General features: G+C 71.3%; 9 protein-coding genes and 1 tRNA gene. 3 read left to right on the forward strand and 7 right to left on the reverse strand.

Going from position 1 to position 13,604, the window contains the following annotated elements:
- Positions 1-229: 229 nt before the first annotated feature.
- From ABD978_RS30625 to ABD978_RS30650, 6 genes are all read right to left on the reverse strand, one after another.
- Entirely contained in the window at positions 230-2,890 is a 2,661-nt protein-coding gene (locus tag ABD978_RS30625; RefSeq protein ID WP_345362440.1) for an FAD-dependent oxidoreductase, read from the reverse strand.
- Positions 2,887-4,122, reverse strand: coding sequence for an alpha/beta fold hydrolase (locus tag ABD978_RS30630; protein WP_345362443.1), 1,236 nt, complete (start codon positions 4,120-4,122; stop codon positions 2,887-2,889). The genes ABD978_RS30625 and ABD978_RS30630 overlap by 4 nt, the downstream gene beginning before the upstream one ends.
- 89 nt (positions 4,123-4,211) lie before the next feature.
- Positions 4,212-7,115: a helix-turn-helix transcriptional regulator gene (locus ABD978_RS30635; RefSeq protein WP_345362446.1), complete on the reverse strand. Its 2,904-nt coding sequence runs from the start codon at positions 7,113-7,115 to the stop codon at positions 4,212-4,214.
- 183 nt (positions 7,116-7,298) lie between these two features.
- Positions 7,299-7,838 (reverse strand): ATP-binding protein, encoded by a 540-nt coding sequence (locus ABD978_RS30640; protein WP_345362449.1) that lies wholly within the window; start codon positions 7,836-7,838, stop codon positions 7,299-7,301.
- Positions 7,839-8,012: 174 nt separating this feature from the next.
- Entirely contained in the window at positions 8,013-8,699 is a 687-nt protein-coding gene (locus ABD978_RS30645; RefSeq protein ID WP_345362452.1) for a response regulator, read from the reverse strand.
- A complete protein-coding gene (locus ABD978_RS30650) occupies positions 8,696-10,321 on the reverse strand; it encodes a sensor histidine kinase (protein ID WP_345362455.1) in 1,626 nt (541 codons plus the stop codon). Before ABD978_RS30650 ends, ABD978_RS30645 begins: the two co-directional genes overlap by 4 nt.
- A 132-nt stretch (positions 10,322-10,453) precedes the next feature.
- On the opposite strand from ABD978_RS30650, the gene ABD978_RS30655 reads away from it, so the two are divergent.
- Both ABD978_RS30655 and ABD978_RS30660 read left to right on the forward strand, forming a co-directional pair.
- Positions 10,454-11,845 (forward strand): cation:dicarboxylate symporter family transporter, encoded by a 1,392-nt coding sequence (locus tag ABD978_RS30655; RefSeq protein ID WP_345362458.1) that lies wholly within the window; start codon positions 10,454-10,456, stop codon positions 11,843-11,845.
- A 100-nt stretch (positions 11,846-11,945) separates the two neighbouring features.
- Positions 11,946-12,019: transfer RNA gene (locus tag ABD978_RS30660), tRNA-Ile, on the forward strand.
- 103 nt (positions 12,020-12,122) lie between these two features.
- Here the strand turns inward: ABD978_RS30660 and ABD978_RS30665 are convergent.
- Positions 12,123-12,773 carry a choice-of-anchor C family protein gene (locus tag ABD978_RS30665; RefSeq protein WP_345362461.1) on the reverse strand — a complete coding sequence of 217 codons (651 nt, stop codon included), beginning with the start codon at positions 12,771-12,773 and terminating at the stop codon, positions 12,123-12,125.
- A gap of 521 nt (positions 12,774-13,294) precedes the next feature.
- On the opposite strand from ABD978_RS30665, the gene ABD978_RS30670 reads away from it, so the two are divergent.
- A partial coding sequence (locus ABD978_RS30670) for a helix-turn-helix domain-containing protein (protein WP_345357496.1) occupies positions 13,295-13,604 on the forward strand: 310 nt, incomplete at its 3' end.

A 13,604-nucleotide genomic window follows, 5' to 3' on the forward strand; every position in this document is an offset into this window, starting at 1 on the left:
GACGGCGACGTCGGCGAGGCGCGGCGCGGACGGTCCCGTCTCCGTCCGCACCGCACCCGTCTCCACCCCCGTCCGGCCGTCGGCTCGCCCGTCACCCGGCCCGCCCGCCGGTCGGGCCGGGTGACGGGACGGCGGCCAGCGGCCACGACGCGGCGGAGGGACCCGAGCGACACTCCCCGTCGCGGGATCCCGCCCGCCGCGTCGTGGGTCCCTTCGCAGCGCCGGTCCCCTAGGCCGGGCTGGGTTCGTTGCCCGCCGCGGCCTCGGAGTCCGCGGCGACCTGGGAGTCCGTGGCGACCTCCGAGGCAGCGACCAACTCTGGGAACGCGAGGGTCTCGGAGTTCGCGACGACCTCGAAGTCCCCGACGGCCTGCGCGTCGGCCACGGCCTGCGCGTCGGCCACGGCCTGCGCGTCCCCGGTGGCCTGCGGGGCCGTGCCGTTCTTGAAGTCCGCAGCGGCCTCCGGGTCGGTTGCGGTGGCCGCGGAGCCGGCGGCGGTCTGAGGGGCGTCGGTGGTGTCCGGCGCGTGTCCGTGGAACAGCTTCGGGCGGTAGACGTCCCACAGCTCGCTCAGGAAGAAGTGGCCGAAGCGCTCCAGGGCGGCCAGGCCGTTCGGCCCCTCCGTGCGGAACGTGGTGAGCTGCCGGGCGAAGTCGTCCAGCCCCAGGCGCAGGATGCCGGCGCCGGCGATGGCCGCCTCGTCGTCGTCGCTCTCCATCACGTGCCCCTCGAAGATGCGGAAGAACAGCGTCGTGGTGTCCGGCCAGACGCGCGTCGCCGCGCGGTGGCGGATGTCCTTCCACCCGGAGAGGGTGCGGGGCCGGCCCTTGGCGTCGGTGAAGTGCAGGCGATACCGCATGAGCTTGCGGTCCGGCGCACTCCCCGGACAGAACAGGTTGAACCAGCCCCGCTCGATCTGACACCGGCCCCCGCAGACAGCGGCGTCGATCCATCCCTCAGCCCGTGCGGTGTGCTCGGGCTCCTCCAGGAAGCGGTCCACGTCGTCGACGGTGATGGTGAGCCGGAACCCGAGCCGATGCCCATGATCCCGGCCCGCCTGCTCTCCCGCCCCGGGAGCATGCTCACCCTCGGCGAAGAACCCCTTCATCTCCTCAGTGAACGACAGCGACGTGCGCTCTTCGGCACCCCTGTGAACCTCGGAACCACGCGTCGTGCCGTTCACCGCCCCTCCAACCGGGCGCGTCCCGTGTACGCGCCCGGTGTCCTCCAGCAACCGCGTGCACATCCGGTCGGACAGTGCCGCGATCGTCAGTGACGGGTTCGGCCCCACCGCGCCGGGCAGTGCCGCCCCGTCCGCGATGTACAGGCCGGGGAACCCGTGCACCTCCCCGAACGGGTCGCAGACCCCCTCACCGGGGTGCCGCCCCATCGGCGCCCCGCCCCCCGGGTGCACCGTGATGATGCGCTTGCGGAACCAGATCGGGTTGTCGGCGTAGGTCGCACCGAGCACGGCGGCGATCCGCTTCATCGTGGAACGCATCCGCGCGAAGTACTCCTCGCTCGTCTTCGTCGTCCAGTCGGCGTCGAGCCGGCCGCCGCGCAGCCGCAGCACGCCGTCCGGGACGTCGCGGCCCATGCCGAGCAGCGGCAGCGAGCTGACCGACAGCGCCCCGTCGCCGATCAGCTCGGACACCTCACCGGACAGGTTGGTGTCCGGCGCATGGGAGAAGAAGGCCGCGAACCGCTCGCGCATCAGGCGGACGATCCGCGAGATCTCGTGCGCGATGTCGGCCTCCTCCACCATCCAGCCGACGAAGTTCGGATAGCCGCCATCCTCGATGTACGCGCCGCGCCCCGCGCCCGGCACGCCGTCGACCTCGTCGGGGAGCCGGATCGCGCTGGTGATCGTGGGGCCCAGGCTGGCGTCGAGCGGCCGGAGCCGGTCCCGGTCCTTGGCCCGCAGCAGGAAGGTCAGCAGGTCGCCGTTGCCGGAGAACCGCGTGCCGAGCGCGTCACTCAGCCCCGGGAACCGCGCCTTGTTCCGCAGCAGCAGGTAGGTCGTGCCGTACGCGCCGGCGGCCAGCACCAGACGGTCGCAGGAGATGGTCCGGGACTCCGGCTTGCGGGCCTTCGTGAGGGGATCGTGGTGGACGTAGTCGACCTCGTAGCCGCCCTCCGGTCGCGGCCTGATCTCGCGGACCTCGTGCAGGGTGCGCAGGTCCGCGCCGTGGTGCCGGGCGGCGGACAGGTAGGTGTGGTCCAGGCTGTTCTTCGCCCCGTCGTTGCAGCCCAGGTAGCACTCCCCGCAGAGCCGGCAGCTCCGGCGCTGCACGCCGTGCAGGTTGCCGTACTTGGGGTCGGTGATCGGCAGCCCGAGCCCGGGTTCGGCCCCCGGCGTCGGTGCGAAGCTGACCGCCAGTGACGGCAGCTGCCAGTCGAGCCCGAGCTCGGCCGCCGCGTCCTGCATCGCATGGGCCTTGGCGGTGCCGGCGAAGGCCGGATGGTCGAGCGGGTAGGGCGTGCCCCCGAGCATGCCCTCGACCGCGTCGTAGTGCGGATCCAGCTCCTGCCGGCTCACCGGCCAGGTCTCGTACCCGCCCTCAGGGAGCGCCTCTTCCTTGACGAACCACTCCTCGTCCTTGCGCAGCAGGACGTTGGCGTAGATCAGCGAACCGCCGCCCAGGCCGCTGGAGACGACCGAGTCGAACCCGCGGAACCCCCAGACGTCGTACAGCCCGTACAGCCCCTCCGCCGGGTCCCAGAACGCGCGGCTCATCTGCGCCGGCGTACGGGCGAAGGTGCCCGGCGGGTAGTCCTGCCCCCGTTCGAGGACCACCACGGACAGGCCCGCCTCGGCCAGGCGGTAGGCGGCGACGGAGCCGCCGAAGCCGGAACCGACCACCACCACGTCGGTGTGTTCGCGGTTCATGAGACCTCCTTCGTCGGAGGGTTGACCAGAGGTGCTGCGTTCATCGGCTCACTCGCTCCGCTCGATCGCGAGACCTCCTTCGTCGGAGGGGTGACCAAGGGTGCTGCGTTCATCGGCTCACTCGCTGCGCTCGCTTCCGAGGAGTGCCGCTTCAGGAAGTCGAGGATCTTCGGGAAGACGTCCACGTGCGCGTTCTCGCCGATGAAGGGGTCGATGTGGCCGTAGCCGGGAAGGGAGGCGAACTCCTGCAACCCGGGGCGGGCCCGCTCGAGCGCCGCGTGACAGGCCGCGTTCGCGCCCGGGAAGACACGGTTGGCATCGCCCGACAGCAGGAGGACCGGGGTGGTGACCTCGTTCGCCCGCGTCAGGTAGGCGTCGGGCAGCGCGGCGTGGCGCGGGTCGCCCGGGTGGTACTTGACGGCCTGACCGGCCGACACCATCTTGCGGATGTGCCGGAAGTAGTGCACTCCGGTCGGGCCGAGCAGGTCCGCGATCCGCTGGTGGGTGACCGGCAGCAGGTTGTCGTGCTCGTAGAGGGCCGGATGACCGCTGCCCCACATGAAGCTGATCATGTGGCAGTCGCGAACGTCGCACTCGCGGTGGAACAGCGAGACGAGACGGGAGACCATCCAGCCCCGGGTGAGCGGCGGTGCCTCACCGAAGCGTGAGTCCAGGAAGGACAGGCCGATGAGGTACTCCGACAGACCGGGGCCGGCCGTGAGCTTGCACCGCGACCAGGCCGGGACCCGGGGGACCAGCGAGACGCTGTTGCTCACGAAGCTCGTGATGCCGTCGAGGGCGCCGCCGAAGAGGCTCATGGAGAACGACAGCGACCCCAGGCAGTGCGCGATCACGTGCACCCGCCGGTCGCCGACGTGCCGGCGCAGCTCCGCCAGGGCGGCCGGATGATCCCAGGCCGCGATGTCGTCCAGCGTGTAGCGATGCGTCTCGGCGTCGTACGGCAGCCGGGAGCTCATGCGGAAGTCGAGCGCCCAGACGTCGGTGAACCCGTTGTCCAGCAGGGCGCTCACCAGGTTGCGGTGCTCGGGCATGATGAACATGTCGATGGACGCCGTGAGGCCGTGCAGCAGGAGCACGACGTCGTCGCAATCGCTGCGCCGGAACCGGGTCAGGTTGAGCCCGAGACCGTCCTGCGTCGCGAACGGATGCACGGACACCTCGGCTCCGGACACGCCCTCGAGGGTGTATCGCGCCGGGACACGTCGCTCCATGACTCTCACCTCCCTGCCTCCGGACACACAATGGCAGGCGCAAGTGCGCGCGCATCATCGTGGTAAACCCTGATTCCGCCCTAGGGCGACTAAGGGTTCTGGTTCAGCGCGCTGACGATACCGACCCGGGACGACACACCGAGCTTGGCGAAGATGTGCGACAGGTGCGTCTCGACCGTCCGGATGCTGAGGAACAGCCGTTCGGCGATCTGCTGGTTCGTGCACCCCTCGGCGACCAGCGTCGCCACCTCGAACTCCCGCCGCGACAGGCCGTGCGGGCCGGCCGCCCGGCCGGTCGCGCCCGGCACGCGCACGCCGACCTTGCGCTGCGCCCGTACGGCCTGGGCGTGCAGGGTGCGGGCGCCGCACGCGGTGAAGGTCTCCGCGGCGGCGCCGAGCTCGGCCCGGGCCTGAGTGCGTTCGCCGGCCGCCGTGTAGGCGATCCCGGCCCGGAGCCTCGCCCGTCCGGCGTGGATCCGCATGCCGCCCTTGTCGAGGATGGCGGCCGCGGCCTGGGCCTGTTCGGCCGCCAGGTCCGGATCGGAGGCCGTCAGCGCGTGCGCGCGGGCCAGCATGGCGAAGCCGCCGTTCGTCTCCAGACCGGGCCGGGCGAGCACGTCGGCGCGGTCGGCCCAGCCTGTGGCGTCCCGCGGCCGTTCCCGCGTGGCGTCCACGTCGGCGAGCGTCTCGCAGCAGGCCACCAGCGTGCCGGGATCGAGCTGGGGATCGTTGAAGTCACCGCAGGCGGCGATGAGCTGCTCCGCGCCCTCGTCCAGGCGCCCGGCGTGGATCAGCGCCATCCCGCGGGCGTACCGGGCCATGGCGGCCCACCACTCTCCGCGGCCGAGCCGCAGGCCGACGAGCTCGTCGCCGAGCCGCACGGCCGACTCGTGGTCGCCGGACCAGCTCGCCGCCAGGCACTGCTGCGTCATCGCGAAGCCCAGCGACTCGCTCGAGCGCAGGAGGCGGGCGACCTCCGTGGCCTCCTCGGCGGCGGCCGCCGCCTCTTCCAACCGGCCGAGCATGGTGAGCGTCTGCGCCTGACCGGCCATGATGTGCGGCAGCATCGAGCTCTGCCCGGTGGTGCGGGCCACCGTCAGGAAACGGCCGAAGTGCTGCAGGGCGTCGGCGTACCGGCCCATCATCAGCTCCAGCCAACCGAGCCAGATGTCGGTGTCGAGCCAGTCGGCGAGGTGGTCGTCCGGCGAGACCGCCATGAGGCCGGCGGCCACCGTCGCGTAGCGGGCGGCGTCGTCGATCAGCCCGGCGGCGTAGGCGGGCATCGGGCGCACGGCGGCGACGGCCAGCACGAGACTGGGCTCCCAGCCGTCGGCGTTCTCCGGCATCAGGTCGAGGACGGCCTGGGCGGCGCGGAAGTCGCTGCGCATCAGGCTCTCGGTCACCAGCCGCACGCGGAGCTCGACGGCGGCCGGGGCCTGGGTGTCGGGGATCCGCCGCAGCTCGTCGAGGAGGAGCGCGCGGGCCTCGTGCGGCCGGTCGAGCTGGCGCTCCATGATGCCGCACAGCCGGGCGGCACGGGCGCGGCGTGCGAAGTCGTCGGGCGGCAACAGGCGCAGCAGCTCCCGCGCGGTGTCCTTCCCCTCGGCGATCCGGCCGCTGACCGCCTGCGCCCGCGCGAGCTCCAGCAGCAGGGCGAGCCGCATGTCCGGGGTGTCCGGAACGAGCCGGAGGGCCTCCTGCAGCCAGTGCGCGGCGGTCGCGGGAGCCTGCGCGGCGACCGAGCGGGCCGCCTCGACGAGCGTCGCGATGGCCGTCTGATCGCCGATCCTGGCGGACCGCTCGACGTGGGGGGCACGCGCCGTCGCCGGGGCGCGCAGGTCCGCCAGCCGGGCGGCGATCCGGGCGTGCACGGCGTGCCGCCAGCCCGCCGCCGCCGACTCGTACGCCGCGTGCCGGACGAGCGGATGCCGGAACCGGAACCGGCCCGGCGCCGCCGGTCGTACGACGTCCCGTGCGACCAGCTCGTTGATCGCCTGGAGAGTGCCGTCCTCGGACGTCTCGGCCGTCACCGCGACCAGGGCGGGTTCGAACTCGTCCGCGACGACGGCGGCGGCCCGCGCGACGAGCAGCGCGGTGGCGGACAGGCCGCTCAGCTCCATGCCCAGGGCCGCGCGTACGGCGTGCGGCAGTTCGCCGATCTCGGTCGGTTCGCCCGTGCCGTCGGGCGTCCCGACGCCGGTGCCCATGCGGGCGAGCGCGTCGAGGTAGAAGGGATTTCCGCCGCTGGCCTCGTACAGCGCACTGCGGCGTGCCCGGCTGACCTCCGGGCCGAGGAGCTCGCCGACCTCCGCCTCGCTGAGCGGGTCCACGGGGATCCGCGTCGCGGTCTCCATCAGCGCGGCCAGCCTGGGCGAGGCCTGGGCCGGCCGGTAGGCCACGGCGACGAGCATCCGTCCGCGCGGCGGATGACGTGTCAGGTGGTCCAGCAGCTCGACCGTCGACTCGTCCGCCCAGTGCACGTCGTCGAGGACCAGCACGAGCCCGTCGGAAGCGGCCAGCTCCTCCAGCAGCCGCCGGACGGCGCGGTACAGGTGGTACCGGTTGGTGGCCGGCGCCATCGTGCCGACGTCACCGGGCGCGGCCACGGAGAGCGCGGGGAAGACGGTGGCGAGCAGCCCGGCCGCCGGTGCGCCGAGCCGTTCGGGCAGCTCCTTCGCTATCGTCTCCAGACGGTCGTCCAGCGCGTCGAGCACGGCGCCGAACGGCATCTCCTCGAACTCGGTGGCCCGGCCGGACAGGGCGGGCAGCCGGCGTCGGGCGGCCTCGGCGGCCAGTTCGTCGAGCAGCCGCGTCTTCCCCGCACCGGGGTCGCCCGCCAGGCCGACGAACCTGCAGGTGCCGTCGGCGGCGGTGTCGAGAAGCCGCCCGAAGCCCTCGAGGACGTCGCGGCGTCCGACCAGCGGGGGATCGACTTCTCCCGTCGCGCCCGCGGTCGACGATGCGCCGGTCGTCCCGCCGACACGACGATCCATACCGTTCCCTTGCGGTGGAGGTGCTTCGCGGCCCTTCTCCGACCCAAGAGGTCGTCAGCGGCAGTTTACCGAGACACGGCTTTTCGCGTCCGTATGGTCTTTCAGGTCGTACCTGGTCAGCCGCGTGTCAGGACGCAGGTAATCAGATTGTTACTCCGAGAAGCATGCCGCCGTGGGAAAGGTTCACGCCTGCGGGACCGCGAGGGCGGCCCATACCGCCTTGCCGGCCCGGGGAAGAGGCGTCCAGCCCCACGTACGGCTCAGGGCCTCGATGACGTGCAGCCCGCGGCCGTTCTCGGCGATGTCGCAGGGGTCGCGTACGAGGGGTTCCTGGCGGCTGGCGTCCGCGACGACGCACACGACGAGGGTGCCGTGGCGTACGAGCGTCAGCCTGATCGGCCGGTCGTCGGTGGTCACGAAGCCGGCGGGCAGGCCGTAGCGCAGGGCGTTGGTGACGAGCTCGGAGACGATGACCGTCGCGTCGTCCGCCAGGTCGGCCAGTCCCCAGGCCCGCAGCGTGCCGATGGTGAACTCGCGGGCGACGCCGGGAGCGGCGCCGTTGGCCCGCAGCGGGCACATGGCGTCCTGTGAGTGGCCGAACACCGGTCCGAACGCAGTGAGCTGAGGCAGCACGTGCGCGCTGTCGCGCACGCCCGTCGGGGAGGGGGGCTCCTCGGCGAGTTCGTGCCGGGTAGAGGTACAGCTCGTGCGATAAGGGGGCATCTGGCGGCCTCCAGACGACTCGGACGGGCCGAGTAGGGCTTGATCGGCTATCTTCCCCCGGAGCGCGAACAGATGCAAGAACTGATGCACAATCAGATGCACGTGCAAATGCGCGTCCCAATCGCACTCACGAGACGCGCGGGAACCGGCCTCCCCGGCCCCCGCCGTCCGGGCTCATCGCCCCGGCGTCGTAGCCCAGCGGTAGTACAGCTCGGGGCGGCCGACCTGGCCGTACCGCGGGGCCCGGGCCGCCCGCCCGGCGTCGACGAGGTACTCCAGGTAGCGGCGTGCGGTGACGCGCGACAACCCGGTGGCGGCCGCGACCGCACCGGCCGTCAGCCCTTCCCCGGCGGTCCGCAGAGCGGTCGTCACCGTGTCCAGCGTCGAGGCGCTCATCCCCTTGGGCAGGGCGGGCCGGTCCGCACTACGGAGCGTGGCGAGCGCCCGGTCGACCTCCTGCTGGTCGGCCGCCTCGCCGGATCCGGCGACGGTCGCGTGGAAGTGCGCGTAGCGTTCGAGCTTGGCACGGAGCGTGGCGAAGGTGAACGGCTTGAGGAGGTACTGCACGACGCCGATCGAGACCGCCGCTCGTACGGTGGTCAGGTCACGTGCCGAGGTCACGGCGATCACATCCGACAGGTGGCCGGCGGCGCGAAGCCGCCGGCAGAGCTGCAGCCCGTGACAGTCCGGCAGGTAGAAGTCCAGGAGCAGGAGGTCGACCGGCCCCCGGTCCAACACCCGGAACGCCTCCGCGCCCGAGTGCACGACGCCCGCGACCTCGAAGCCGGGAACCCGCTCGACGTACATCCGGTGCGCGTCCGCGGCCACCGGGTCGTCCTCGATCACCAGGACGCTGATCACGCCGTCGCCTCTCGTGCCAGCGGCAGCGCCACGGTGAACACCGCGCCGACCTCCCGGCCCACCACGATCCGTCCGCCATGGCGATGGGCGACCTGGGCGACGAGGGCCAGCCCCAGCCCGCGCCCGGACGGGCGCGCCCCTTCCTTCGTCGACCAGCCGCGCTCGAAGATCTCCTCCACCGAGTCCGGGCCGACGCCGCCGCCCGTGTCGGCGACACGCAGCAGCAGCTCAGCGCCCGAGACGCGGGCGGTGACGAACACCCGGGGGGAGTGGCCGCCGGCCTCCACGGCGGCATCGACGGCGTTGTCGAGCAGATTGCCCAGGATCGTCACCAGGTCGCGGGAGCCGAGCGTCTCCGGGATCGCCGTGTCGTCGATCTCGGTGTCCGGTGTCACGACCAGTTCGACGCCGCGCTCGTTCGCCTGGGCGGCCTTGCCGAGCAGCAGCGCCGCCAGCACCGGCTCCGCGATCGCGCTCACGACCTGGTCCGTGAGGCGCTGGGTGAGCTCCAGTTCGGCAGTAGCGAACTGGATGGCCTCCTCCGGTCGTCCGAGCTCGATGAGCGACACGACGGTGTGCAGCCGGTTGGCCGCCTCATGCGTCTGGGATCGCAGCGACTCGGCGAAGCCCCGTACCGAGTCGAGCTCGCCACTGAGCGCCTGCAGCTCCGTGTGGTCCCGCAGGGTCACGACGCTGCCGAGGTCACGCGTGCCCGAGGTGACGGCCGATTTGTTCACCACGACGACGTGTTCCCGGGTCAGGTGGATCTCGTCCACGCACGGGCCGTCGGAGGAGAGAGAGTCACGCAGGCTCTCCGGCAGGGCCAGTTCGGCCACCCCGCGTCCCTCCACATCCTCGGGCAGGCGGAGCAACTCCCGCGCGGCGCCGTTGGCGAGGGCCACCCGTGCGCGCGGATCGAGGAGCAGCAGCCCCTCCCGTACGGTGTGCAGGATCGTGTGGTGGTACTCGTACATGCGGCTCAGCTGCGTCGCGTCCATCCCGTGGGTGTGCCGACGCAGGCGCGCGTTGACGAGATAGGTCCCCGCGCCGCCCACCCCCAGTGCGAGCAGGGCGAGCAGCACCAGCGCCAGCAGCTGGTCCCGGACCCGCCGGTCGAGGATCCGCACCGTGATCCCCGTGCTGACCAGCGCGACGACCCGGTGCTCCCGGTCGAACACCGGGGCCACGCGTCGCACCGACGGCCCGAGGGTTCCGGTGAAGGTCTCGGTGAAGGCGCGACCGGCCCGCGCCCGCTCGATGTGGCCGAGGAACGGCCGGCCGATCATCCGGGGGTCGGGATGCGTGTACCGGATGCCCGTCGGGCTCATGATCGTCACGAAGGCCACCCCGGCGTCCCGCCGTACCTGCTCGGCATACGGCTGCAACACCCGTGACGGATCCGGACCCTCCACGGCGGCGGCCACGGTGGGCGCGTCGGCGACTCCGGCGGCGACGGCCGACACCTGCCGCCGCGCCGTGTCCTTCGTGCTCGCCGCGGCGTACAGGTAGGCGAGCACCGCGCCCCCCGCGACGACCGAGGTGACCACGATGATCTGCATGACGAAGAGCCGGCCGGCCAGGCTCTGACGCCGCCGACCGGCAGGCCGGAAGACCCATCGCATGCACGCAAGTGTGCACGCTGTGTTTCGGTGCCGTGAACGGGTGTTTCACGAACGAAATGAACGCAACGGTGACTGAGGCACCGGATCTGCGCATAGTCCAGGCAGATTTCCCCCGCTACGAAGGAGGCGGACATGTCTGCCGAGCCCCAAGACCGTGCGCCTGGACGACGCCGCGAACGCACCCATCTCCTCTATCTGATGGTGATCGCGGCGGTGATCGCCGGTGTCGTCGTCGGTCTCACCGCGCCCGGGTTCGCGGTCGAGCTCAAGCCGCTGGGGACCGGCTTCGTCAACCTCATCAAGATGATGATCAGTCCGATCATCTTCTGCACGATCGTGCTCGGTGTCGGCTCGGTCGCCAAGGCCGCCAAGGTCGGTGCGGTCGGCGGCCTCGCCCTCGGCTACTTCCTCCTGACGTCCACCGTCGCGCTGGCGATCGGGCTCGTCGTCGGCAACCTGCTCCACCCCGGAGCGGGCCTGCACCTCACCCAGGCGCTGCGCCAGTCCGGTCACGCGCAGGCGTCCGACGCGAGTGAGGGAGCCGTCGACTTCCTGCTCGGCGTCATCCCCAAGACCCTCGTGTCCGCCTTCACCGAGGGCCAGGTCCTGCAGACGCTGCTGGTCGCGCTGCTCACCGGTTTCGCCCTCCAGTCGATGGGCCGCGCCGGCGCGCCGGTCCTTCGAGGCGTCGAGCACATTCAGCGCCTGGTGTTCCGGATCCTGGCGATCGTGATGTGGGCCGCCCCGGTCGGGGCGTTCGGCGCGATGGCGGCCGTGGTCGGCGCCACCGGCCTCGACGCGCTCAAGAGCCTTGCCGTCATCATGATCGGCTTCTACCTCACCTGTGCGATCTTCGTCTCCGTCATCCTGGGCGCGGTGCTGTGGCTCGTCGCGCGGATCAACGTCTTCGCCCTGCTGCGCTACCTCGGCCGTGAGTTCCTGCTCATCGTCTCCACCTCGTCCTCCGAGACCGCGCTCCCGCGCCTCATCGCGAAGATGGAGCATCTCGGCGTGAGCCGGTCCGTCTCCGGCCTCACCGTCTCGACCGGCTACTCCTTCAACCTCGACGGCACCGCCATCTACCTCACGATGGCGTCCCTCTTCATCGCCAACGCGACCGGCGCGCCCATGTCGATCGGCCAGCAGATATCGCTGCTCGTCTTCATGGTCGTGGCCTCCAAGGGCGCCGCCGGGGTCACCGGTGCGGGTCTGGCCACCCTCGCCGGCGGCCTGCAGTCCCACCGGCCCGACCTCGTCGACGGCGTCGGCCTCATCGTCGGCATCGACCGCTTCATGTCGGAGGCCCGGGCCGTCACCAACTTCGCCGGCAACGCGGTCGCGACCGTCATCATCGGAACGGTCACCAGGGAGTTCGACCGCGACCGCGCCCGTGAGGTCCTCGCCGGGCAGGTGCCGTTCGACGAGACGACCCTCCTGGACGACCGGCCGTCCGCCGAGCCCGGCACCGTCCCCCCGCCGGCCGCGCCGGGAGACACGGCGACGCCCGCCCCCGCGAACGCCTGACTCACCCTGGCCGTCGAACGCCCGCGCGACTCGACCGTGTTCGAGTTGCGCGGGCGTTCGTGGGCAGGCAAGGTAGTGGGGCTTGATGCTCGCTACCCTCGGGGCGGTAGCTCAGCCGGTTAGAGCAGGGGACTCATAATCCCTTGGTCGTGGGTTCGAGTCCCACCCGCCCCACTCGCTCAAGCAGTTCGATCACCTCGCTGAGCCGAAGGCGGCAAGACGGACGCCTCGCGCCGGCCGTCGGGTGAGGCCGCCGCGAGGCGTCGGTCGATGAGAATCAGATGTGGCCGAAGCGGCAGTCCATCGGGTGCGTCGGGCTGACCGAGACGGCGTCGATCACCGGGCCGAAGGCGCCGGCCGTGGCGCTCCCGAAGGCGAGGGTGACCGCAGGGCCGAGGGCGCGGAACCTGAACCGCTGCGGGACGTATCCCATGTCCGCCCGCGTCTTGCCGGTCGTGTCGAAGGCGAAGTTCCGCTGGTTCGCCGGGTGGCCCATGCCGTGCTGCGTCACTCGCAGGAATCCGCGCTTGACCGCCGGCCCGCCGTCCGGATTCCCGGCGAGGGAGAACGTGACGTTGTAGCAGCCGCCGAAATGGGTGGGGACGGACTGCTCGACCGTTCCGGCGGTGTTCCCGTCGAGGTCGATGGACTGGTTCCCCTCCGCGGCCTGCCAGAAGCCGGAGCCGATCAGGTCGACGTTTCCGTCGGCGACCCTCCAGGGGCTGATCTCGGCCCCGGTGTTGAACGTCGTGAAGGAGTTCGCGGGGACGACCGGGTTCTCGAAGCCGCCGTTGGAGAAGGGCGGCATCGCGGTGTTCTGGGCGTGGGCGGACTGGGCGGCGGTCATGCACAGGGTGAGGGTGGCCGCCGCCGGAAGCGCGGTGATCGTCCGCCTGACGCGTGGGCTGAGGGTCAATGAAACCGCCATGCTTTTCTCCTGGTCTCGGCGTGGTCTGTACGCGGCGTATCGATTGGCCGGAATGGGCATTGGAACGCCCGATCGAATTCACCTGTCACGCACTGTAATCAAGTGATCTTGCTCTGTATTCGAGCGATCGGAACCTGGAGGGGATATGGACGGCCTGTTGCTCGTCGTTTACCGGTCGTGCGGCGAGGCGTCGCCGACCGCCTTGTGGCCTATGTCGGGATCAGTGGTTTTGGCCGGATGTGGTCAGGGTGGAAAGTAAAAGCCTGCTGCGGGCAATGCGTCGGGCCGGCCGCCCGTCGAACGCCGCGCCGGCGGCCGAATCCCGTCGCCGCGCAGTTCGCGCGGGGGTTCCCGGGGGCATCCCCGGTCCCCTTGGTTCTCAGGAGTCACATCGGCATCCGGGCGAGCGGATGCCGGGCTCGACGTTCTACGCGGTTTCGACGGGCCGACGCTACTTTGAGGCTTGTATCCGTCACTGCGCGTGGGACACTGGGCGGATTCCGGTGTCCTGAGGGGAGCGCATGATCGGTTCTGCGCCTGATGGCGAGAAGGCCGTGAGCAGCATGTTCGGTCATCATCGTGGTGGGCCGACGGTGCTGCGTATTGTGCTGGGGTCGCAGTTGCGGCGGTTGCGTGAGGCGCGGGGGATCACGTGTGAGGAGGCCGGTGAGGCGATCCGGGCGTCGCATTCGAAGATCAGCCGGATGGAGTTGGGGCGGGTTCGGTTCCGGTCGCGGGATGTGTCGGATCTGCTGAGTTTGTATGGGGTTGCCGATCAGAAGGAGCGGTCGGCGATGTTGGCGTTGGCGGAGCGGGCGAATGAGCCGGGGT

This window comes from Actinoallomurus liliacearum, assembly GCF_039542035.1.
Lineage (GTDB): Bacteria > Actinomycetota > Actinomycetes > Streptosporangiales > Streptosporangiaceae > Actinoallomurus > Actinoallomurus liliacearum.